Here is a 23889-nt window from a genome sequence, read left to right as displayed (position 1 = left end):
ACGATTATTACACTGAAAATAGTAAGGGGAAATTTAAAAGTGGTAGAGAAAAATGATAATAAACAGGATTCATCTAGTAATAAACTTCATGACAATTTCCCTGATATATTAGATCAGAGTTTGAAGGAGGATTATGAAGTTTTAGAATTCCTAAAAGATAAATAGCAATAGAATGTTTAATTTCTTTTGGTATAGAATGCACATAATTAAACATACTGAATTAAAATTTCTTACCCTGAGCGTTGATGTATCAGGAGTTATATGAATTTAATCGTTACTTTCTGCTATTATTCGTAGGCATAAAAATCTTGATCATTTATAGTAAAATGATCAAGATACTAAGCCAGTGATTAAGATAAGGGTTTGACTAAAATTAAGTAATTTGACTATCAAACACTGAATCATTTGAACTATTCAAGTGATTTAGTAAATAAAATGAATCAAATTTATAATTTAAGAGGTAAAACCGATAGCTATGAGACTGATTATAGGGACACGTTGGACTGCTTAGTAGAAGTAACTAAAATTCAAAGTACTAGTTCATCAAACCGAATTGAAGGTATTTATACAACAGATGAACGAATGAACAAAACATGCACACAACTAGACACACGAAATCTAAATTGATTGGCTTAATTGTTGATATATCAATGCCTATGCAATTTAACCTCTGAGCTTCTAGTCAGCATTATTAAAACTTACAAGGTTTATTAGTCCTTGATATATCAACGTTTTGCGACGATGTATCAAGGACTATTTTTGTTTATTTAAGAATATCATGCACACGAAAAAAACGTGTGCACGAACTTACGTCGAGAGATTGCTGAAACTATTGAGTTAATAGGCGTTATAAAAGATTTTTTGTGTGCAAGTCATGATTTGAAACATTTAATATAAAAGAGAAAAAACATGGTTTCAACAATCGCTGAAATCATGTTTAGTTAAATTAGCATTAAATTTTACTCAGCGATATCTATCATAAATAACTTTAGTTACTTTTGCCAATCTGCGACGACTACTTTTCCAATCATATGCCCATTTTCAACAAGACTGTGAGCTTCTCTAAGATTATTGGCATTTATTGGGGAAAGTGATTGTGTTAAAGTGCATTGCAATTCGCTATTATCAATTGAAGTTGCTATTTTATTAAGAATCTCGTGCTGTGATTGCATATCTGGTGTATGATAATAAGATTTTGTGTACATCCATTCCCAAGCGAATATAGCCTTTTTAGGTGTTAATAATCGTAAATTAATAGGTCGTCTATTTTCGGTAATAGATGCGATGGCACCCTCTGGCTTAATTAATTCGCACATTTCTTTCCAATGGCTATCAATATCTTTTAATTCCAAAATGTAATCAACATATTTATAGCCAAGTTTATGAACTTCATTTACTAGATTCTTTCGGTGATTTACTACATCTGCAGCTCCATGAGATTTTACCCAGTTAATACTTTCAGGTCGAGAAGCTGTGGCAATAACTGTTAGTCCAGCATTAGATGCTAATTGTGTTGCAACCGATCCTACACCTCCAGCCCCATTAATAATAAGAATTGTTTTACCTTCGTTGGTTTTTTTATCTTGAGATAGGGATAATTGTTCAAATAATGCTTCATAAGCAGTCAGGGAAGTTAATGGCATTGCAGCTGTTTGGGCATCCGTCAATGATTTAGGTGCATTTCCGACAATTCGTTCATCTACTAACTGATACTCACTATTACTTCCTGACCGTTTAAATGAACCAGCATAATAAACACGATCACCTGGTGAAAAAAGTGATACCTTGCTACCAACTTTTTCAACAATTCCACAAGCATCCCAGCCAATAATTTTTGGCTTTGAAAGTTTCCCGTGTCCACTTCTTCGTACGCCAACATCAACAGGATTAACTGAGACGGCATTAACTTTTACTAATAAATCGTGTCCCTTAGGTGTTGGCTTTGGTGTCTCAAATTCAAATAAACTTTTTGGATTTTTAATATCCAAATGTTCGCTAAAGCCAATTGCTTTCATAATTAATTCCTCTTTTCTTTCTTTTATACTTATAAAGAGTAAGTGAAAGAGAAAATTAAACAAGAAGAGAATTTAAAATTTCTATGTAACAAATTTTTCCCTAATAGTGGTAAGAGGAAATATCGTGTATTATAGAAATTAGGATTCAAAAATAAATAGGGAGGAGCATGACTTTGAAAAGACATATTTATAATTGTAGTGATGGTTGCTCAGTCGAGAGTACTTTACAAATTATTTCGGGTAAATGGAAAAGTGTAATCATATATCATTTAATAAAAAATAAAGTATGTCGTTTCAGCGAATTACAAAAACGGATGCCAAATTGTTCTAGGCGAATGTTGTCTTTACAACTTAGCGAACTAGAAAAAGATAAGATTATTGAAAAGAAAATATATCCAGTCATTCCTCCTAAAACAGAATACAAATTAACCCGTTTTGGGCAAACGTTAACCCCACTTATCATTGAAATGGAGAAATGGGGAAGAACATATAACACTATAAATTTAGAAGAAAATTAAAAAATAATGTGAACTTTTATTGATTTCTAATTATAGCTATGATAAGATTTTACTCTTAATTAAGACGAAAGCGAGAACAGATTAATGTCATTTACTACTAATGTACACGTAAATATTATTATTATTCGGATCATTAATTAGATGATGCGAATAATTAGTGCTGTTCGCATCACCATACTAGGGATGTGAACAGTAATAGTGGTAGAGACATTTCTGTCGGCCAGCTGACTGTTCAACAGTTAGCTGGTTTTTTTTATTGAAGGGATGTGGAAAAAATGGAAAGTGAAATTAAGACTAGAAGTGATAATAGATCGTAAATTAAACTGAAATGAGAGGTAAATACTATGGATAGTACAGTAACTAACACCCCGCAGACAAACAGCAAGCTTAATGTAAAACTTGATCCTGTCAAGACAGTAATTTTGGCTTCGATGATGGGAACGGCAATTGAGTTTTTCGATTTTTACGCTTACGGGACTGCATCTGCTGCCTATTTTCCCAAAATTTTCTTTCCGCAAATGACCCCTTTACTCGCAACACTTTTAAGTTTGTTGACTTTTGGAGTAGCCTTTGTAGCACGCCCGGTAGGTTCCTTCCTATTTGGACATTATGGTGATCGTTTAGGACGCAAGAAAACACTTGTGGTCTCACTTTTAGTAATGGGAGTGGCGACGGTAGCCATTGGTTTCATTCCTAGCTATCAGGTTATCGGCGTTTGGGGAGCATTGTTACTTTGCCTTTGTCGGTTTGTCCAAGGAATCGGGCTTGGTGGTGAATGGTCCGGGGCTGTATTAGTAGCTACTGAAAATGCTCCGGCTAACAAGCGGGCGTTATATGGTGCATTTCCGGAAGTGGGAGCACCAATCGGATTCTTCCTATGCAATGGCTTATTCTTTGCTTTAGAACGGGTACTAACACCAACGCAAATGATGACGTTTGGTTGGCGAATTCCTTTTTGGGCCTCGGCTGTTTTAGTCGTTATAGGGCTGTATGTCCGCCGTCGTTTACAGGAAACACCTTTGTTTAAGTTGGCTCAAGAACGTGATAACACAACTGCTTCGCCTCTTCGTGAAGTATTCAAATCTAATTGGCGTGAAATCTTAAAAGGAACTTTCATCATGGGAGCAACCTATGCACTATTCTTTACATTAACAACCTGGTCATTATCATATGCTACAACAGCTTTAGGTTTTACCTCTTCGGAATTTTTATTATTATTAATGGGTGCAATTGTTGAATTCGCTGTTTTGATCATGTTAACTTCTGTATTAGCGGATCGTGTTGGTCGGAAAAAAGTTTTATTAACTGCGTCAGTAGCACTAGTTGGCTATTCCTTGGTATTCCCATATTTCCTTACAGGACAACATAACTTAGTTGGCGTTTTACTCTTCTTAGGACTAGGATTCTTAGTAATGGGTACTCTTTATGGTCCAGTCGGCGCTGTTTTGCCTGAACTGTTCCCAACCAGAGTTCGCTATTCTGGTGCAGGAATTACTTATAACTTAGCTGCAGTGGTTGGGGCAGCGGTTGCTCCAACTGTAACAACTTGGTTAATTGCTAATTATGGATTACATTCGGCTGGATATTATATGCTAGTTTTATCAGTACTAGCAGTTATTTCTTGGTTATTGACAAAAGAAACAAAAGATGTGGATTATACTAAATAATATCTTGTTTAGAGGAATTAGTGAGAAAACTTACTGATTATAGTTATTAGATAAAAATTTATGTCCCCGTTAAAAAATGATGTAAAAATTCGGGGCAAGTCATAAATGATAAAGCCACTGGTAACACACATTAAATGCTACTAGTGGCTTTATTATTTACATTGGTTGTCCAGTTGAGATTTCAAAGCCGGCTGTTACAGGAATTACTTCTCCCGTGATTGCGCTAGCAGCTGGGCTGGCAACAAAATAAATTGCAGCGGCGACTTCTTCGGGTTCAACAATCCGATTTAATGGGCTGTTCTTTGCGAATTTTTGTTTATCTTGGTGAAAAAGCGGGGTATTAGTCGGACCAGGTGCAACAACATTTACGCGAATATTATTTTTACCGTAATCAATTGCCATTGCCCGAGTCATATTAATAATCGCTCCCTTGGCGGCATTATAAGCAACCATTGCTCGATCACCAGCCATTCCTGAGACAGAGGAAATATTAACGATACTACCATGATCTTGTTCAATCATTGTTGGCAAGAAGGCTTTGCTAACGAGGAAAGTTCCCTTAACATCAACATCAAAGATTTTATCCCAATCTTCTTCACTTGTTTCATGAACCTCACCGTGAATAACGATTCCTGCATTATTGACAATCGCATCAACGGTTTTAAATTTATTGAGAGTTATTTGCTTAACATGTTCAACCTCACTTGATTTACTAATATCGGCTTGAATAAAAGCAACTTGTGCTGGAGAATATGTTTCGCCTAATTGTCGTTCAACTTGCATCCCCTTTGCTGCATCACGACCGATAAGCACCGCATTCCACCCGTTTTTAAGAAAAATATCAGCAGTGGCAAGACCAATCCCAGAGGTTCCACCAGTAATAACAACTGTCTGCATATATAAAACTCCTCTCTAATCTTTTCTCTAATTATGGCATTTTTGGCCGGATTTAGCTATTTGTTAGAAAAGTCTTTATAATAAAATAAGGATGAGGAGGAAACGCAATGAATACAGCAACCTTAAAAGCGCTCCAAAATTTGCTTCATGGACGTGGCTATACATTAGAACAAGTAGACGCACAACTAATTCTTAAATATCATGGACAAGAGCGAGCAGTCATTACGCCACCTGATCGCTATCAAGTGAAAGACCTTGACCTGAATTTTAATGATTGGGTTGAGTTCAATAAGTGCATTCGCAATATTCGCCATTATTTAGCTAGTAACGAATAGAAAGCCTTTTCTTTGGCAAGAATACTTCCTCGTGATAGAGTTATTCATGAAGGGAATATAGTCCAAGGAGGGATAGGCATGATAAGAGTTGGAATAATTGGTGCTTCTGGAATGGCAGGTAGCGCAATCTATAAATTAGCATCGACGAAAAAAGATTTGAATGTAACTGGAATTGTTCGAAATGAGAGTAAGGCCAGAAAGATCCTTGGTGATGATGCCAATTTGATCAGTGGTGATATTTTTGCCTTAAGTGATAGTTTGTTGTCGCGGTTTGATGTGATTGTTGATGCATATGGTACTAGTCCAGAGAATGCGGATCGGCAAGTAAGACTGGCTGAGAAATTAGTAGTTTTAGCCCGGAAACATAAAATCCGTTTAATTTTCATTCTTGGTGCCGGAAGCCTTAAAACTGGTAAGGATAAGCATCTATTTGTTGATGATATTGAAAAGATGCCTGGTGCTGAGACGTGGATTAATACACCCCGCCAGCAGTTAAAAGAATTACAGTATCTTGAAACCATTTCTGACATTGATTGGCTAGGAATTTCACCATCAGCAGTATTTGAAGCTGGGGTTGCGACTAATTATATTCTTGGTCAGGATGAATTATTATTTAATGAACAAAATGAATCAAAGGTAACTTCTGGCACAATGGCAAAGTTAGTGGTCAATGAAATTTTAGCGCCACGCCACCATCGTGAACGAATTACTGTTATTGATGCAGAATAATTATTGAGTATTAAAAGGCATGAGAACGTAAATCAATTCTCATGCCTTTTAATATTAATCAACTAATTTTCCGATAATCGGCAGTTTCGAAACCGGTGAATACTTTTTAGCAGCTTGCTGATAAGTGACGTCTGATAAATCATGGCCGAAAACATTACCATGGATTTCCGCGCCTTTCCACTCTGGAACCTCAGAAACATCATAAACGTTTCCGCGAACTCCAATATATGCTGGACGACCTTCTTGCCCGTTATATTGCGCTAATTCATTGTGAGTAAATGACCGCATAATAATCCCTCCTATAAGAAGCTGGGAATCGACTCGGCCTCTTCCTGTCTGAGTGTAACAACATACGAAAATCGATAACGAGTTTATTCGTTATCTTATCATCACTATAACACGAAAATGGTAATGACATTGGAAATTCAATTTATTCAGTTGCTAAGTTTGCAGCAAGGCTTTTGACTGGGACTTTCACGAGCATTCCTGCAATGATAGTTAGGATCGTAACAAGGAATGGGAAAAATGCCCAAGGAATGAAGCTTAATGGATTGATTTGTAAGGTACTAGCGATGAATACTCCAGAAACACTCCATGGGATAATTGCGTTGACTGCGGCTCCTGCATCATTGAGAATCCGGGTCAAATCAACCCGTTTTAAGCCTAATTTATCAAATGATGGGAGAAATGATTGCCCAGGAAGAATAATTGCGAGGTAGTGTTCCCCAACAAGAAGATTAATCCCAATGCAAGTAAGGGCTGTGGAGAATGCTAATCGACCAGGCGTCTTTACAATTCCAGTTAAGTGAGTAATGATGGCGCTAATAATATTGAACTTGATCAATAAACCACCTAAAGCAAGCGCAAAGATAATTAGGGCGAGAGAAGTAAGCATACTAGAAATACCGCCTTTAGAAAGCAGTGTATCGATTGTTTTGTCACCAGTATGCGAAACGTAACCAGTCATGATGGTATTAGTAATCGTAGTGAGGCTGGTTTTAGGTGCATGAATCCAGCCAAGTACGACCGCGAATAGTGAGCCAAGGCCAAGAGAAGGAATAGCAGGAACTTGGAAAATGGCTAGTACGATTAGGAGCAGAACTGGGAGAAGAGCCCATCCGGAGATCCAGAACCCATTTTGTAGCCCGGCCATCATTTGATGAACGGCATCTAAACTAACATTTTTGGAATTTAACCCTAAGAAAGTGTAAAGAATAAGACAGATTGCCCAGGCAGGGATATCGGTGGTGAGCAGGGATTTAATATGCTTGTAGATATTAATTTCGCCCACACTGGCAGCTAGATTCGTTGTGCCTGAAAGTGGGGAAATATTCGAACCACAGAAAGCCCCTGAAACAATTACCCCCGCAGTTAAACCGGGGTTAATTTTAAGAGTTGCGCCAATGCCAATAAAGGCAATTCCCATTGTCGATACAGTGGTAAATGAGCTTCCGCAAGCGACCCCAACAAGGGTACAAACGATAAAAACTGTTGGTAAGAAGAACTTTACAGAAATAATTTCAAACCCAAAGTACATAATTGTTGGAATAGTTCCTGAGAAAATCCAGGTAGCAATTAAGACACCGATAGAAAGAAAGATAATGAGGGGGTCAACACCGGCTCGCAAACCATGACGCATTCCATTCATTATTGTATCCCATTTAAATCCACGAATTCGCCCGTAAACAGCAAGCAAAATAAATGAAATAAATAATGGAGCTTGCGGTTCTTGATGCTTAAAAATAATAGGGTAGCCTAAGATGCCTAAAATAACGCCAAGAATAAGTAAACTTTCGCTAAAACCAATCACTGGCTCAGCACTATTTTTTGGTTTGTTAATAGTCTTCATTGTGTAATTCTCCTTGTTTTTTAATAAAAAAAGACCAACTAGATCAGCGGCATTTACTTAATCTAGTTGGTATTACGGTAGTATAAAAATCGCGGGAAACTACACGCCCTTACTAGATTAATGTACCTAGCAAAGGACTCATTAAAACAACCCTGCTTAGGTACGAACACCGCTGTCCGTACCTAAATGAGTACAGACAATTATGAACGGTAAGCATAGTTGTTATAATACTTGGTTGAAGTTAATGAGTGTTGAATCATGTTAGTTGTTCCTTTCAAGTTAAGTTGTAATCATTAAAACATTCTAATTTTATTTTGTCAAACTCTAATTTTAAAATTCACCAGAAATATCCTTATCAGAAAATGAATGAGGATCGGGGACGAAAGAAATATCAGTGTCAATTATTCCAAATTTATCTCGCATTACATTTTCGATGTGCTCTGATAATTGGAAACTCTTGAGGATCGTCATTTTAGCGTTAACCATCACGGAAGCATCAAGCGTGACCACGTTTCCGTTATAGTGAGCTTTTAGTTCGACAACTTTTACAACGTGCGGAATATTAGTGATTGTTTGGCGGTATTCCTGTTCAGCCTGAGGATCAAAGTAGTCAGTTAGGTTGAGACTACTTTCAAAGAAAATTTTTAGTCCAGAATACAGAATAAAGAAACCAACGACAATACTGGTAGCACCATCAAGCCAACGAAGATTAAAGAGGAGGGCACCGCCAATTGCAATCAAAGTTCCAATACTTGTGAAAGCATCACTCAGGCTATCTTGGGCAGAAGCAAGCAACGCGGCGTTTTTTAATTTAAGTCCTGTTTGTCGGTTCATATACCAAACAACTAGCATAATAACTGACGCAATTCCGGCCCCAATCAATGCGACTGGTTGTGGAACCACCCGACTTGCAGGATTGAGGAGGCTTTTAATGCCATCGATGATAACGCTTAAGGCAATCGCAACCATAACGACCGCTGTGACAAGGGAAAAAATTGTCTCATAACGCCAACGAACGAATTGTACTCGTTGGTCAGATCCCATGTGTGCTTGATAGTTTCCAGAAGGTAGCCGTGCGCCAATGATATCATCATCATCGACATCCTGGGCAATGTGTAAGCCCATCATCAGTAAAAAGGTTGAGATAATTCCCGAAAGGTTGTTGAAAGCATCGGCCCGTAACGTCTGCGATTTACTTATTTCAGCTAACCAGTACTCGATAATTGAAATAACAACATAAGCAACCAAGTTATAGATTAAATGGTGTTGGGAAGCTCGAATCTTTGCTAGTTCATTTGCTTGCGTTTTTTCCCAGTTATTCATTTCTTCGGTTGTATGTCTTTTAAATTTAGTCATTAATTTAAGAACTTCCTTGATTAATAAAATCAGTTTAATTGTAACGCAAAAAATAAAAGCCGAGAAAATGATTTTCTCAGCTTTTACTAAAAATAATAATGAAAATAATTGCTAGGCCCGGTTATTAATTACGTGGGCGCATGTTGCAATAATCAGTCCCATAAAACTTACTACAGCGATCATATTACTCATAATTGACATCATATTGAACAACTCCTTTACATAATTAAAATATTTTTTACAGCACAACCAATGACAGTTGCCTTTTTGGAAAACAAATTATAATGATTGTTTTCCCCTCTCCACCAAGTATTGTAACAGGTCTTAGCAGTAGTGACGATAATAATTAGCTAAGCTTTTAATGAGCTTTTTTACGAAAGAAAGGAGTGATTATAAGTAAAATATTATAAGTGACTATCATAGGAATTAATAAGTTTTAATTATTAAGCAAAACCGAGTTTATTCTTTAAAAAAATAAGTTATTCAGCTAGTTTATTTAATTCTTTTAAGGCTAACGGGAATTTTGTAAAGCCGTCACTAGTCAAAAAGTGGCCGCCTTTTTCTTTAACTATGAGTTTTGCTCTAATTTTATTAGCGACCGCAATGCTATTTTGATAAGGAACGATGGGGTCATCTTTAGCTGTTATAACGGTAGCTTTAGCAAGTTTAGGGAGTATATGCTCATAATGAGGCCGATCTTTCATAAACTCATCTAATTCAGGATAAGCTGGTAATCCTTTATCAAATGCTCCCACCAGTAAAAGCCGTGTATCTTTAACATGATGACGTTCAATATAACGAAGGGCCGTAATGCAACCGAGACTATGAGCGACGAGGATGAGGTTATCTTGGGGATGAATTTGGTCGTCAACCGCTTGATCCCATTCAGCATGTTGAGGATTAAAGGGATTTGGTAGCCATATCCGATCAAGGGCGATTATTGGTTTCGCTTCTTCTTCGAGCCAGGGGAACCAGTCGTCATCCCTGGTAGAAGTGCCATGAATTAAATATGCGTTCTTCATTATTATTACTCCTATTTCATAAAGTGTTTCAGTACTACCATGCCGATGATTAATAATAAAATGGCAATCGAATTAGTAAGGACTTCATAAGGCTGACCGTGGGCGGCAATTAGTCCCCGGATTAAAGCCATAATTCCTAAGCTTAATAGAAAATCGACTGCGATCCGTCCATGATGCTTTAGCGCGGCAATTATCATTGTCATAAATGAAAAGAAAAGAAAAAAGACAATAATACGATCCAAAATCTTAAAAATAACATGATCCGTATTCCCATCTTGCATAAGTGGAATCAGCGAAAAAGTTTCCGTAAATAAAATGATAGTTAATAAAATTCCTAGAATTGCTAGTGCGCCGAGTGTACATAGACGCAAAATATGGCTAAAATTAGCTGCTAATTTATATATTTTTTTCATTCTCTAATACTCCTCAAGAAAACGCTTTAACTTTAGGATAGCAATGATCAAGAAATTTAGCTAATATTTAACAAAATAGTTGTTAAAAATATGCGATACTTAAAGATGGATAACAAAAGGAGGAGTGAGAAATGCGCAAACCCTTTATTGCTGCTAATTGGAAGATGCATAAAAATGTCCAAGAATCAATTGAATTTGTGGATGCAATTAAAGGAAAGCTGCCGGATCCGCAAGAAGTTGAAGTCGGAATTGCAGCCCAAGCTTTTGCATTACCCAGTATGGTTCAAGCTGCTGATGATTCAGGATTAAAGATAATCGCGCAAAACGCGGCGGCTGAATATTCGGGAGCTTTCACTGGTGAAATTAGCTTACGAGGTTTAGCTGACGCTGGTGTTTCATATGTAATGTTAGGACATATTGAACGGCGCCATTTATTCCACGAGGATAATGAGTTGGTTAATCGGAAAGTGTTGGCCGCCCTTCAAATGGGAGTTACTCCGATAATTTGTACGGATGAAACGATGGTCCAGAAAGAAATTAATGGTGAAATTCACTACGTTTTCCAGCAATTGATGAGCGTATTGAGGGGCGTTTCTCTTGATCAAATTAAAAATGTAGTTGTTTCCTATGAACCAAGTTGGGCAGTTGGATACGGTCAGCACGCCAATCCAGTTCTTGCTGAAGAAGGATGTCGTCAAATTCGGCGGACAATTGCTGATAACTATACTTATGAGATTGCTGATAAGATTAGGATCCTCTATGGTGGTAGTGTCAATCCTGATAATATTGGAATGATTATGAACAAGCCAGATGTAGATGGTGTATTAATTGGTCGGGCAAGTTTAGATGTTGATAATTTCTTGCGAATGGTCAATTATTTAAAAAAGGACCAAGAAAAATAAAAAAGTATTTCTCTTTACCGTCATTTTATGTTATAGTTATTAACAGTTGTTATGGCGGTATTGGTGAAGTTTGGTTAACACACCGGTTTGTGGGTCCGGCACGCGTGGGTTCGAATCCCACATACCGCCCTGACCTAGTGCGATGGCAAAGGTTTTTTTCCTTTGCCATCGCGCTTTTTTGTATTCTCTGTTTTATGAATTTTAATTGATAACCTCAAAGAAAGTAACTTAAAATAGAAACGGTATAAGGTGGAGAAAAAAGGGGGCTTTAATTATGAAAAACATTCAAGTTGGTGGAACAAATTGGGAAGTATCGAACGTTGCGTTGGGAATTATGCGAATGGGGACATTAGCAGTGCCCAAAGCGATTGATGCCTTAGAAGTCGCCCATGATGCTGGAATTAACTTTATTGATTCAGCTGACATTTATGGCAACGACCCACAGTTAGGGCGCGGATCTTCGGAAATTCATTTTGGTGAAGCGTTAAAGAAAAGCAGTCTTACTCGTGATGACTTTTACATTCAGTCAAAAGGAGGCCTTTTTGCGAACGCGGATAATAAGATAACGCGGTATGATTCGTCAAAGAAGCATTTAATCGCTGCTGTTGATGGGATTTTGCAACGGATGGGAATTGATTATCTTGATTCATTTTTGCTTCATCGTCCAGACCCCTTAATGGAGCCTGCAGAAATAGCAGAAGCCTTTGACCAACTTCAAGCATCTGGGAAAGTCCGCCATTTTGGAGTATCTAATTTTAACCCGCAACAAATCGCGCTCCTTCAAGCCGCAACAAATCAACGGCTTTTGATTGACCAGGTACAGTTTGGTTTAAAGCATACGGGGATGATTGATTTTGGCTTGCATACAAACATGACTGATGATGCTGCAATCAATCATGACGGAGGATTATTAGAATACACGCGTCGTAAACGGATGACGATTCAAACATGGTCGCCTTTCCAGTACGGCACATTTGCTGGGACATTCATTAATAATGATCAATTTCCTGAGTTAAACGTAATGTTAGAAACTCTTGCGCAAAAATATAAGGCAAGTAAAAATGCAATTGCCGTTGCGTGGATTTTACGTCATCCTGCGCATATGCAAGTGTTGCTTGGTACTATGACGCCAGCTCATATTATTGACAGTGCTAAGGGAAGCGATATTACGTTGACGAGCCAAGAATGGTATGACCTATATCTTGCGGCTGGGAATGATTTGCCATAATGAAAAAAGATTATTTACATTTCTATCAGCATATTACAGCTCCTTTTTATCGACACCCGTGGACAATTCCTTTATTACGGGCGGTTAATAAATTTGTTGTGTGGACTATGTACGTTGCTTACATCGTTATATTAGTGTGGGTAGGGAAAAATAATGTCTTGAAAGCAGGAGCTTTTCTGCTTATTCCCGGTATTGGCTTTATCCTACTTTCTTTTATTCGCCAACGAATTGACGCGCCACGACCATACGAAAAATTTCCGATTAACCCCTTAATTCTACGTCAAAAAACTGGTGATTCATTGCCTAGTCGTCATGTTTTTTCTGCGACTGTTATTGCGATGTGTGGGTTAAGGTTAAATTTGATTTTAGGAGTTATCTTACTGGCTTTAGCTATTGTTTCTGCTATTACGAGAGTGATTGGCGGAGTTCATTTTCCTCGTGATGTGGTTATCGGGTTTATTTGTGGCGTTATTTGTGGTTCGTTTTTATTTCTTGTCTAAATTTTAGAAAGGTGTATTTCATGGACAATTCAGTGCTGCAAGATGCAATTTTGAATGGACTTATTAGTACTCACTATCAAGGCAATACGCTACTAGGTCCGCAATTATTAACTAACAACCAATCATCGACAATTTGGCAAACATTACGGCAAGAATTACTGTCATGTAAAGACTTTACGTGGTCCGTTGCCTTTATTACGTTAGACATGTTAGTTCCCTTTAAGGCAGTGATGGCTGACTTAGCACAGCAAGGAGTACACGGGACCATCATTACCAGTGATTACTTGAATTTTAATCACCCCGCGATGTTTGAAGAATTGCAAAAAATTCCTAATTTAACGGTCAGAATTGCTGATCTTAATGGATTTCACACTAAGGGGTATTTATTTAATCATGGAGAATATCAGACCGTAATTATTGGGAGTGCTAATTTTACGCGATCTGCTTTATTAGTTAATAAGGAGTGGAATTTAAAATTAAGTTCCCGCCAAGAAGGAAGCCTTTTTCAACAACTAGCGGCGGAATTGGATGCTGTTAAACATGAGAGTACAGTTCTAACATCAGAGTGGATTGCAGCGTATCGCAAGAATTGGCAACCACCAAAGCCTAGGGTGACGCAACCGGAAAAATTAAAACCAATTGAGCCTAATCAAATGCAACAGGCCGCCTTAGGACAATTAAGTAATCTGATAAAAACTGGCGCTAAGAAAGGACTGGTCGTTTCAGCAACGGGAACTGGAAAGACATATCTGGGAGCATTTGCGGTCAAAAAATATCAGCCGCGCCGTTTCTTATATATCGTTCATCGAGAACAAATTGCCAAAAAATCGCTAGCTAGTTTTCGACGAGTTATCGGCGGAAAGGAAAATAATTATGGATTGCTGACAGGTAATTGCCATGATTGGAATGCTAAATATTTATTTGCAACTGTCCAAACACTAAGCCAACAAGCAGTACTGGATAAGCTCAAAGCTACCGAATTTGACTACATTTTGATCGATGAGGCCCATCGTGCAGCAGCACCTAGTTATCAACGAATTTTAAACCACTTTATGCCGCAATTTTGGTTGGGGATGACTGCAACCCCTGAACGAATGGACAATCAAGATATATTTAAACTGTTTGATTATCATTTGGCCTATGAAATTCGTCTGAAAGATGCATTGGCTGCTAAAATGTTAGCGCCATTCCATTACGTAGGTGTTACCGATTATGAAGTTGATGGAGAAGTGATTACTGAGACTTCCAAGTTAAATCAATTGATTGCTTCGAAACGAGTTAATTATGTTCTTAATCAGTTAGACTACTATGGATATTGTGGCGATCAGCCTCGCGGATTAGTATTTTGTAGTCGACAGGCAGAGGCAAAAGAATTGGCAGTCCAATTTAACGCGGCTAACCATCCTGCGATTGCATTGACAAATCAGAGCAGTAGTCAAGAGCGGACAAAGGCAGTTGAGCAATTAGAGGCAGGAAAGATTGAGTATATCATTACCGTCGATCTTTTTAATGAAGGGGTCGACATTCCATCAGTAAATCAGATTGTAATGATGCGTAATACCCAATCACCAATTGTTTTTATCCAACAACTAGGGCGCGGACTGCGTCAATATCCTGGTAAAGAGTTTGTGACAGTTATTGATTTTATTGGAAATTACCAACATAATTACATGATTCCTCTTGCCCTTAACCAGGATAATAGTCGAAGTAAGGATCAAGCGCGGCGTGAAGTTAAGGTGCCAACGAATTTTGACGTTTCAACCATTAACTTTACGAAGGTTGCCGAAGAACAAATTTTAGCCTCCCTTGATAAAGTTAAATTGGACTCGATGCGTGAATTGCGGCAGGCGTACCATGATTTAACTAACCAACTAGGGAGGACACCATTGCTGGATGACTTTTATCGTTATGGTTCTGTTGATCCCCGAGTATTTGCGCAAAATTCCCAGCTCAGTCATTATGGTGACTTTTTAGAGAAGATGGGGATAGAACTTAAATTAACTAAGTATGAGCGTCAAGTACTAGCATTTTTAACTAAAGAGCTGCTTAACGGTAAACGGCCACATGAATTGATTCTCCTTCAATGCTTACTTCGCGGTACGTGTTCAATTGATGCTTTTAAAGCAGAATTAGAACAGCAAAATATTCGCGTTACACCAGCTGTTTTACAATCAGTTGACGATATTTTAAGTTTGCAATTCTTTAATGTAAAAGCTGGTAAACAGTTAAAAAAGGATCAGTATGGCGGACACCCGATTCTTGAGCATCCAGATTTATTAACGTATCAGTTAAATTCAAAAATTCGAGAAGGACTAGAAAGTCACAATGATTTCAAGCGATTGTTTACAGATGTATTAACAACGGGACTTGAAATCACTAAGCAATATGATCTCAAGCAAGCATTTACCCTTTATCAGCAATATGATCGAAAAGATGTTTGTCGCTTATTAAATTGGCCCCTCGATGTAAGTGCTCCGTTATATGGGTATCGAGTAGCGGAAGATGTTTGTCCGATTTTCATTACCTACCATAAGGATGCGGAAGAAAAAAGAAATGCTATCTATAATAATCAACTACGAGATGGCCGTTCATTGCGCTGGTACACACGGACCCCTCGTCATCTTTCATCTGATGAAGTGCAGCGGTTGCTTGCGGGAGTAAAAGAGGGTAAGCCACAAGTAAAGTTACACTTATTTGTGAAACAGAGCGATGCAGTTGGCAAAGAATTTTATTATTTAGGGCCTGCTTATATTCAACCGGACTCCGTAAGAGAAGAATTGGTTGGTCCAAAGAAAAAAGCGGCAGTGGGGATGGATTTAGTCTTAGAACATCCGCTGACACCAACCATGATGAACTTATTGGCGATGTAATCACAAATATATCGCTTTCATTTTTTGCTAAATCTTCTATAATTAAAGGCGTAGAAAGAAGATGAAGATTATGGCAAAAGGAAAGGTAAAAACAAGCGATAAGCGTTCAGTTCGGGACGTTAAATTAGATGAATTGGCTGGCTTATTAAATGAATTTGACGTTAATACAATGGGAGCATTAGTAAAGTCCTTAAAGAAGAGTCAAAAGAAGAGTAAGCAAAGCAAGAAAGATGAATTACGTGATACTATTGAGCGGCAACAAGAACATATCGATGAACAAAAAAATACGATTGATCAACTTAACAATCATATTTCTAAACTAATTGATCGTCTTGATAATAAGCTGTAGAAAAATGGCCGGGAAAAATTAAAATTTTTCACCGGCCATTTTTTATCATTCTTTTTTATTTACTGGTTGTTTAAATAAATCATTAAATGCTTCACTGATTGTTGGGTGGGTATAGATTTGGTCACGAAGCATTTGATAGGGCAGTTTTGCCCGCATTGCAAGAACAATCATGTTGATAATTTCTTGCGCTTCCTGGACATAAAGGGTAGCCCCAATAATTAAGTTCGTTTGTGGATCGACTAATACCTTAAGCAGTCCACGGGTATCCTTCAATACTTTTGCTTTTGGAATTGCAGCAGCAGGCATCTTAAAGAGTAGGTAATCTTTCCCTTGTTTTTGCGCCTCTTTTTCTGTTAAGCCGACTTGTGCAAGGGAAGGTTCAATAAAGACATTGGTTGGGACAATTAAACGATCACTAACTCGACGTTCCTTATTACCGAATAATTCATCTTTAATGATCCGAAAGTCGTCAAGTGAGATGTAAGTAAATTGGGGACCCCCTTTAACATCCCCGATTGCCCACACATTAGGAACGCTAGTATGGAGAAGGTCATCGACAACAATCGCGCCGTTTTTAGCGACCTTAATATCTGTATTTTGCAAATCAAGGTCCGTCGTTGCAGGTTTTCGTCCGGTTGCCACTAAAATTTTATCAGCGAAAATAGTTGTTTCACGATTATCCGCTTTAGCAAAAGTAATTGCAGCTTGCTCATCTTGTTCGCTAATTGCTTTAATATCAACTCCAACTTCAAAGCGAACCCCGTTATCCTTAAAGTTTTGAATTACCATTTCAGCCACATCATCATCTTCACGTGGTAGTAAAGTCTGATGGTGATCAAGAACCGTGACGTGTGAACCAAAGGAAGTGAACATATTCGCAAATTCAAGGCCAATATAACCGCCACCGATAATCACGAGTTCACGTGGTAACTTAGGCTGCTCCATTGCTTGGGTAGAATTCATGAGAAATGGACTATTCTTCAATCCGGGAATGTCAGGGATGGTTGGTGTTGCGCCAGTATTGATAAAAATCCGTTCACCCTTGTAAGAAAGAGTTTGCCCATCTGGCGTTTGCACATCAATCGTGTGGTTACCAGTAAAATGAGCAGTTCCATCTAAGACAGTGATATTATCTTCACTTGCTAACATTTGATAATTTTTTTGACGGAGTTGGGATGTCATCACATTTTTTCCATCGATCGCGTCCTCAAATGAGGTTCCATGAGCAGCTTCAATAATTAGCCGTTTGGAGGGGAGACAGGCAATATTAATGCAGGTTCCTCCATACATTTGCTTCGATTTTTCAATAACAAGAACTTGTTCCCCATGTTGAGCGAGAAACTTTGCGAGTGTTTTTCCGCCCTTGCCAAACCCGATAATAATATTTTTGACTGTTTCCATTAAAAAGCCTCCAAAGTTGAAATTATTTTACATACTTTGAAATTATACTAAGAATAAACGCTTTGTCACTTAAAACGCTTAAATAAGACAATTGTGCAGTTTGCATTATATTGAACAAAGTGTTAGGATAATATCGTAAATATATTAGTCCCAACTGCAGTCAGAACTTGTATATTAAAGAAAAACGTATTAGATAAACATTGTATATTATTGATCATAGATGGTGTTTCATCAAAATAAAACGTTTTACTAATTTATAAAAAGTTTTGATTGAGGAGAGATTATAATGAAAGCCGCGCATTTAGTAGAACACGCCAAAAAAGCAGATGAAAAGAAGCCTGTTATTCAAGAGACCAAGTTTATCGACATCTTAAGCAAGGTTGCAACAGTTGTAGCTATTTTGATGTATGTGTCCTACATTTCACAGATTAAGAATAATTTAGCAGGAAATTACGGTGCTCCTTTACAACCATTAGTGGCAGCGCTTAACTGTACGTTGTGGTGCATTTATGCTTACTTCAAGCAGCAACGTGATTGGCCAGTCTTTTGGGCAAATTTCCCTGGCATTATTTTTGGCTTAATCACCTTTATCACATGTCTACACTAGGAACAAATAGGGGACTGTGACATAAGTTAAGTTACTTTCATAAAAAGCAAATACGCAGTACAACAATGGCCTCTAACGTCCGGCAAAACGAACGTTAGAGGCCTATTGTTGCTTGCGGGGGCTCCCAGAGGCTAGCTTCGCGTCGAAAAACGAAGTCACAAGTGACTTCTGTCTCGCTCCCTATTTTTTATACGCTTACTCTCAACTCTATGATATAATGAATCGAACATACGTTTTAGAGGGGCGAGTAGAGATGCTAAAAAATGGAATGTCGGTAGTTCGTTTTAGTTCTTTTGCGCCGGTGACAGAGATGATTTTACAGTCGCTGCCCGCTGAGAAGGACAAAGAGGAACAGAAAGCACCGGCCATTAAAAACTTTGATCAATTACGTCAACGATTAAATAGTAAAGCACGATTCCTTATTTTGGATCTTGAGTTTTTTCAAGATCAACAGAAGCATCGAAATGGAGTTGCCCAGATTGCGGGGAGAATGTTTGAAACACAAAGCGGTTTTAATTACTATCTCTATGCTCAGAATATGTCCGCTGAGCGACAATTAGCTTTTTTACGACAATATGATCTTCGCCTTTCGGAAGCAAATGAGTATGAGGTTAGACAGATTTTTAACCGGATTTTTCATTTTATTGCGGTAGAGCGGCCTGACTATATTGTTAGTTGGGATAATGGAACTGACTTTGAATCATTGAATTATGAAGCAAATCGATTAAAGATTAGGAAAGAGGACCGTCCCTGGCGTACGATTCAGTCATTAGATTTGGAAAAATTAGTCGCTAAGGAAGTATGGAAAAATAAAAATGGGATCAGTCTGGAAAAGATGTGTCGTTTGTTGCATCTTCCCCGGGTTAAATACCATCAAGCGCAAAATGATGTGATAGCGATTGAACAAATCTTGAAATTTTATGCTCGTGATTTAGAGCGTGAATTAAATTGTCGCTGATCGTTACTAAAACTTAAAATTTAGTTCATGATTTATCCCGATTGACTTTTTATAATTAGTAACAATTGAAAGAAGGTGAACGAGATAAATTTCATTTTTCGACTGCTTAAGCGGATATTTATAATAGGACTTTTAGTAGGTGGAGGATGGCTTTATTTCAATGATGCACGGGTTCAAGCAACGGCGAACCAAACTGCATGGAACGTTCGTGATCGTATTGCTAAGTTAATTGGCAGGGACAATCCAAATTCAAACGATAATTCTAATCTGCACTTAAACGATGCAAATAACGGTTCTTCTAAAAACGAACAAGGACCAACGACAGAACAACAAACAAGTACACAAACTTCAATCCCAGCGACTGGACGATGGGCGACTAATCAAGCGACGGTCTACGTAAATACAAATAATGCTCAACTTGATGCGGCTACTAATACTGCAATCCAAAACTGGAATCAAACTGGGGCATTTACATTTAAACCAGTAAACAATCAAAGCAAAGCGGATATTGTTGTAACGACGATGAACCGCTCTGATTCAAATGCTGCTGGATTAACAAAGACATCTTCTAATTCGTTGACAAGAAGATTTATGCATGCAACGGTGTACTTAAATACATATTATTTAACTGACCTAAGTTATGGCTATAGTCAGGAACGAATTGTTAATACAGCCGAACATGAACTGGGACATGCGATTGGACTCGATCATACTAATGCTGTTTCGGTAATGCAGCCTGCTGGATCATTCTATACGATTCAACCAGATGATGTGCAAGCAGTCCAAAAACTATATGCTAATAATAAATAAAAATAGCGAGGGACTGTGACATAAGTTAGGTTACTTTCGTAAAAAAAGAAAATACGCAGTACAACAATGGCCTCTAACGTCCGGCAAAACCGAACGTTAGAGGCCTATTGTTGCTTGCGGGGGCTCCCAGAGGCTAGCTTCGCGTCGAAAAACGAAGTCACAAGTGACTTCTGTCTCGCTCCCTCGCTATTCTGTTTAGTCTGTCATTTTCCGTGCTTTTAGTGCCCATAGGATAGAAACGGTATCAATTATCTCCTGTAACATGGCGCCGAAAAAGGCTGGAATAATTCCGGTACTAGCAATAAGCATTAGAATGGTACAAATTGCAATTCCGATTAAGACTGCTTGTTTTGCAATCCGCAGAGTTTCCTGAGAAATGCTAACGGCTTTTGCGACTCGCAAAAGGTCATCTTTTAGGATAACAACGGCAGCGGATTCACTAGCAGCAGTTGATCCGTGAGCTCCCATCGCAATTCCAACATCAGCTGTCACAAGAGAAGGTGCGTCGTTTACGCCGTCACCAACCATGAAAACAGGATGTTCATTTGTTGGAATAGCTTTAAGTGCATTGATTTTATCTTGTGGAAGAAGATCAGCTTTAACTTGGGTAATCCCTACTTGTTGGGCAACTTTATCTGCAATAACAGCTTGGTCTCCAGTTAACATTAATAGATTGGTAACACCAAGTTGTTTTAACTGGTTCATTGTTTGCTTTGCTTCAGGACGAATATGGTCGGTAAAAGTAATTGCACCATAGTATTGCCCGTCAACGCTCACATAGATAGCGGTTATTGCCAATATCTGATTAAGATTTTCCGGAGATACGAATTTTAATTTTCCTACTTTAACTTCCCGCCCATCAACGGTTGCTAAAATTCCTTTACCGGTTAATTCTTTAAGTTGATCAACAGTTGATAAAGAAACATTATATGCAATGGCATAAGAAATTAGTGAGCGTGCTAGAATATGTGATGATTGTTGTTCAGCACTTGCTGCATAATGGAGAAGCTGAGTTGAGTCGATTTTCCCTGTGGGTAGGATTTTATCAACGGTCAATTGACCGCTTGTAATAGTTCCTGTTTTATCAAATGCACCGGTTTTAGCAATCGCCAGTTTTTCAAGCACGCTACCTGTCTTGACAACAATTCCATTTCGTGAGGCCCGGCTCATTCCAGAAACCATTGCCACGGGAGCTGCAAGGATTAATGGACATGGTGAAGCAACAACGAGAACTTCCGCAAAGCGTTCGGGACGACCGGAAAATACCCATGCAAGTGAAGAGATAATAATGGCAATAACCGTAAATGGAACAGCATATCGGTCGGCTAATCGGACAAAGTGGGCAGGAGTTGCTTCAGCCTCTTTAACCAATTTAACGAGTTGCTGATATTGACTATCTTTTGCTAGCTTGGTGACCTGTAAAGTAATAGCATTATCACCATTAACTGATCCTGACATCACTTCGTCACCAGCTGTTTTTGAAACTGGCCGTGATTCACCAGTTAATGACGATTCGTCGAACAATCCCTCGCCATTTTTAATAATTCCATCGACTGGTACTAATTCTCCAGGCTTAACGATCAGCTTGTCGCCAACTTTGACATCGTTAACTGAGATATCGCTAGTTTTACCATTAGTGATTAAATGTGCCGTTTGTGGTGAATTATTAAGTAATGCTTTTAATTCTGTACTTGCCTTTTTGGCCGCATAATCTTCTAAGGCGTCTCCTCCGGTTAACATTACAAGAATAACCATCGCTGCCCAGTATTCGCCAACGGCCAGCGTTGCAATGACAGCCATAATGGCAAGCAAATCAACGCCATATTTACCATTACGAATAGTTTTTATCATGCCAATAAACATTGAAAAGGCAACAATTGCCCCCGCGATAGTAACCAAGATTTGTGCGAAAAGGTGTAAATGGAATCCAAATTGGAGTATAACTGCGATTGCTGCGATTACTAAAATGATAATTAATTTTTGCTTATTAGATAATTTTTTCATAATACCCCCGCTTAGTTCTAATACTTTCTACACTTTAATTATAGAGTTTTTATGCGGTGATATAATAAAAAAGTTAGAAATATTAAGGAGAACTGGTGAAAAATAATGCAAAATGGTCAAGCTTATCAACGAATTTTTGTAGTGATAATTGATTCGTTAGGGATTGGAGCAACGGCAGACGCAAATCATTTTGAGAGTCTGGGGGCTGATACACTAGGGCATCTTGGGGAACACTTTCGGATGCGGTTACAATTACCGACTTTTCAGAAACTGGGTCTAGGAAACTTGCACCCAACTATGGGAATGCCTTCGCTTGAAAAGCCGACTGCTGCTTATGGACAAATGAGTCCAATCTCAATGGGCCTGAGTGATCGTGAAAGCCAGTGGGAGATGATGGGTTTAGCAACGACCGCTGAATCTGATATTTTTATTACTGGTGTGCCGATGGAAATAGCAACTAATTTTGCACGAAAAGCAAAGCGTCCCCTTTTAAGCAATTCCTTAATGAATATCCAGACGGCATTGAAGGATTATGGCCTTGAACAATTGGCAACAGGTAACCTATTATTAGCGACGGCTAGCTCTTCGAGTGTTTGGTTAATTGCGCATGAACATACTATTTCGGTTGCCGAATTAAAAAAAGATTGTCAGATCTTACGAAAAATGTTGGATGATTCTCCATATACTATCGAAAATGTGAATGGTCTTCTCTTTAGTGGTAATCAGCCGGGTAATTTTTACCCCCAAGAACTTTATAAATTTCCTTTAGCTCCATCAAGCTCAACAGTTATTGATTATCTCCTGAAAGAAGGCTATGCGGTGAAATTAATCGGAAAAAGTACTCAGTTCTTTGATTTAGCTCGTAATGAAATAACTGGGAATAATAAAGAGAGTTTTGTTCAGTTACAAGAGCTAATCAATAAAAAATTTACAGGTATTTGTATGGCGGAAGTAGGAGAGATAGAACAATTTGGTAAAGCGCGTAATCCTGAAGGCTTTGGAACGGAATTAATGCGGATTGACCATGAACTTACAAAAATTATCGATAAAATGCAAGATGATGATTTACTGATTGTGACGGGGAACTTCGGGAATGATCCTACTTATCCTGGCGAAAAACATACTCGTGAATATGTGCCCTTACTTATAACATCCCCGCAGATTAAACAAAATATTTCTCTCGGTGGCAGAAGCTTTAGCGATATTGGGGCAACAATTCTTGATAATTATGACTTAGGAGATAAGTTACCAGTTGGTAATAGTTTTTTAAGAGAATTCTTTTCTGCATATCAATAAAAGAGGATGAAAAAGTTCTGATTTTCCATCCTCTTTTATCTATTTTAACGATGAAATTTATAGTAAATAGCAATTCCCATAATTAAAAGAAGGACAAGGGCAGCAAGACGCGGGTTTGTTTTAAATAACTCGTGCATTGCATGAATTTGTCCAATACCAAGGG

22 protein-coding genes and 1 tRNA gene are annotated in these 23889 nt (G+C 38.2%); 14 read left to right on the top strand and 9 right to left on the bottom strand.

The window, feature by feature from the left end; all coding sequences use genetic code 11:
- Window positions 1-992 precede the first annotated feature (992 nt).
- Window positions 993-2015 carry a zinc-binding alcohol dehydrogenase family protein gene (locus LMB57_RS08935; protein ID WP_229270984.1) on the bottom strand — a complete coding sequence of 341 codons (1023 nt, stop codon included), beginning with the start codon at window positions 2013-2015 and terminating at the stop codon, window positions 993-995.
- Between the two features lie 173 nt (window positions 2016-2188).
- Here LMB57_RS08935 and LMB57_RS08930 point away from each other — a divergent pair, with 173 nt between their 5' ends.
- Window positions 2189-2533 carry a winged helix-turn-helix transcriptional regulator gene (locus LMB57_RS08930; protein ID WP_229270983.1) on the top strand — a complete coding sequence of 115 codons (345 nt, stop codon included), beginning with the start codon at window positions 2189-2191 and terminating at the stop codon, window positions 2531-2533.
- Window positions 2534-2877: 344 nt separating this feature from the next.
- On the top strand, window positions 2878-4200 hold the full coding sequence (locus LMB57_RS08925; protein ID WP_229270982.1) for an MFS transporter: 1323 nt from the start codon (window positions 2878-2880) through the stop codon (window positions 4198-4200).
- 156 nt (window positions 4201-4356) lie between these two features.
- Here the strand turns inward: LMB57_RS08925 and LMB57_RS08920 are convergent, their stop codons facing one another.
- Complete coding sequence (locus tag LMB57_RS08920; protein ID WP_229270981.1) at window positions 4357-5097, bottom strand: SDR family NAD(P)-dependent oxidoreductase; 741 nt, start codon at window positions 5095-5097, stop codon at window positions 4357-4359.
- A 107-nt stretch (window positions 5098-5204) separates the two neighbouring features.
- Between LMB57_RS08920 and LMB57_RS08915 the strand changes: the two genes are divergently transcribed.
- Complete coding sequence (locus tag LMB57_RS08915) at window positions 5205-5432, top strand: hypothetical protein (RefSeq protein WP_229270980.1); 228 nt, start codon at window positions 5205-5207, stop codon at window positions 5430-5432.
- Between the two features lie 78 nt (window positions 5433-5510).
- Window positions 5511-6161 carry an NAD(P)-dependent oxidoreductase gene (locus tag LMB57_RS08910; protein WP_229270979.1) on the top strand — a complete coding sequence of 217 codons (651 nt, stop codon included), beginning with the start codon at window positions 5511-5513 and terminating at the stop codon, window positions 6159-6161.
- A gap of 54 nt (window positions 6162-6215) precedes the next feature.
- Here LMB57_RS08910 and LMB57_RS08905 read toward each other — a convergent pair whose 3' ends face one another.
- The 5 genes from LMB57_RS08905 to psiE all read right to left on the bottom strand — a co-directional run bounded on the left by LMB57_RS08905 (window position 6216) and on the right by psiE (window position 10801).
- Window positions 6216-6449, bottom strand: a complete 234-nt coding sequence (locus tag LMB57_RS08905) for a cytochrome b5 domain-containing protein (protein WP_003665459.1) — start codon at window positions 6447-6449, stop codon at window positions 6216-6218.
- Window positions 6450-6591: 142 nt separating this feature from the next.
- Window positions 6592-8010 (bottom strand): Na+/H+ antiporter NhaC family protein, encoded by a 1419-nt coding sequence (locus LMB57_RS08900; RefSeq protein WP_229270978.1) that lies wholly within the window; start codon window positions 8008-8010, stop codon window positions 6592-6594.
- A 330-nt stretch (window positions 8011-8340) separates the two neighbouring features.
- Window positions 8341-9366: a cation diffusion facilitator family transporter gene (locus LMB57_RS08895; RefSeq protein ID WP_229270977.1), complete on the bottom strand. Its 1026-nt coding sequence runs from the start codon at window positions 9364-9366 to the stop codon at window positions 8341-8343.
- A gap of 479 nt (window positions 9367-9845) precedes the next feature.
- Window positions 9846-10388 (bottom strand): RBBP9/YdeN family alpha/beta hydrolase, encoded by a 543-nt coding sequence (locus LMB57_RS08890; RefSeq protein WP_229270976.1) that lies wholly within the window; start codon window positions 10386-10388, stop codon window positions 9846-9848.
- 11 nt (window positions 10389-10399) lie between these two features.
- Window positions 10400-10801 carry a phosphate-starvation-inducible protein PsiE gene (gene psiE, locus LMB57_RS08885; RefSeq protein WP_229270975.1) on the bottom strand — a complete coding sequence of 134 codons (402 nt, stop codon included), beginning with the start codon at window positions 10799-10801 and terminating at the stop codon, window positions 10400-10402.
- A 131-nt stretch (window positions 10802-10932) separates the two neighbouring features.
- On the opposite strand from psiE, the gene tpiA reads away from it, so the two are divergent.
- The 6 genes from tpiA (at window position 10933) to LMB57_RS08855 (ending at window position 16650) form a co-directional block, all read left to right on the top strand.
- Window positions 10933-11703 carry a triose-phosphate isomerase gene (gene tpiA, locus LMB57_RS08880; RefSeq protein ID WP_229270974.1) on the top strand — a complete coding sequence of 257 codons (771 nt, stop codon included), beginning with the start codon at window positions 10933-10935 and terminating at the stop codon, window positions 11701-11703.
- A 54-nt stretch (window positions 11704-11757) separates the two neighbouring features.
- A tRNA-His gene (locus LMB57_RS08875) sits at window positions 11758-11832 on the top strand.
- A 145-nt stretch (window positions 11833-11977) separates the two neighbouring features.
- Window positions 11978-12931, top strand: coding sequence for an aldo/keto reductase (locus LMB57_RS08870; protein WP_229270973.1), 954 nt, complete (start codon window positions 11978-11980; stop codon window positions 12929-12931).
- Window positions 12931-13431 carry a phosphatase PAP2 family protein gene (locus tag LMB57_RS08865; protein WP_229270972.1) on the top strand — a complete coding sequence of 167 codons (501 nt, stop codon included), beginning with the start codon at window positions 12931-12933 and terminating at the stop codon, window positions 13429-13431. Before LMB57_RS08870 ends, LMB57_RS08865 begins: the two co-directional genes overlap by 1 nt.
- Window positions 13432-13451: 20 nt before the next feature.
- Window positions 13452-16301, top strand: coding sequence for a DEAD/DEAH box helicase (locus LMB57_RS08860; protein ID WP_229270971.1), 2850 nt, complete (start codon window positions 13452-13454; stop codon window positions 16299-16301).
- 70 nt (window positions 16302-16371) lie between these two features.
- On the top strand, window positions 16372-16650 hold the full coding sequence (locus LMB57_RS08855) for a hypothetical protein (protein ID WP_229270970.1): 279 nt from the start codon (window positions 16372-16374) through the stop codon (window positions 16648-16650).
- A 45-nt stretch (window positions 16651-16695) separates the two neighbouring features.
- Here LMB57_RS08855 and LMB57_RS08850 read toward each other — a convergent pair whose 3' ends face one another.
- On the bottom strand, window positions 16696-18051 hold the full coding sequence (locus LMB57_RS08850) for an FAD-dependent oxidoreductase (protein WP_229270969.1): 1356 nt from the start codon (window positions 18049-18051) through the stop codon (window positions 16696-16698).
- Between the two features lie 286 nt (window positions 18052-18337).
- Here LMB57_RS08850 and LMB57_RS08845 point away from each other — a divergent pair, with 286 nt between their 5' ends.
- The 3 genes from LMB57_RS08845 to LMB57_RS08835 all read left to right on the top strand — a co-directional run bounded on the left by LMB57_RS08845 (window position 18338) and on the right by LMB57_RS08835 (window position 20426).
- Window positions 18338-18658: a hypothetical protein gene (locus tag LMB57_RS08845; protein ID WP_229270968.1), complete on the top strand. Its 321-nt coding sequence runs from the start codon at window positions 18338-18340 to the stop codon at window positions 18656-18658.
- Window positions 18659-18911: 253 nt separating this feature from the next.
- The gene (locus LMB57_RS08840; protein WP_229270967.1) at window positions 18912-19616 is read left to right on the top strand and encodes a hypothetical protein; all 705 of its coding nucleotides are present in this window, start codon (window positions 18912-18914) and stop codon (window positions 19614-19616) included.
- Window positions 19617-19691: 75 nt separating this feature from the next.
- The gene (locus tag LMB57_RS08835; protein ID WP_229270966.1) at window positions 19692-20426 is read left to right on the top strand and encodes a M57 family metalloprotease; all 735 of its coding nucleotides are present in this window, start codon (window positions 19692-19694) and stop codon (window positions 20424-20426) included.
- Between the two features lie 195 nt (window positions 20427-20621).
- Here the strand turns inward: LMB57_RS08835 and LMB57_RS08830 are convergent, their stop codons facing one another.
- Window positions 20622-22430 (bottom strand): heavy metal translocating P-type ATPase, encoded by a 1809-nt coding sequence (locus LMB57_RS08830; RefSeq protein WP_229278198.1) that lies wholly within the window; start codon window positions 22428-22430, stop codon window positions 20622-20624.
- 105 nt (window positions 22431-22535) lie between these two features.
- Between LMB57_RS08830 and LMB57_RS08825 the strand changes: the two genes are divergently transcribed.
- Window positions 22536-23726 carry a phosphopentomutase gene (locus LMB57_RS08825; RefSeq protein WP_229272343.1) on the top strand — a complete coding sequence of 397 codons (1191 nt, stop codon included), beginning with the start codon at window positions 22536-22538 and terminating at the stop codon, window positions 23724-23726.
- The last annotated feature ends 163 nt before the right edge of the window (window positions 23727-23889 follow it).

This window comes from Limosilactobacillus secundus (genome assembly GCF_020784695.1).
GTDB lineage: Bacteria > Bacillota > Bacilli > Lactobacillales > Lactobacillaceae > Limosilactobacillus > Limosilactobacillus reuteri_F.
This window is presented reverse-complemented; position numbering and strand designations above follow the sequence as displayed.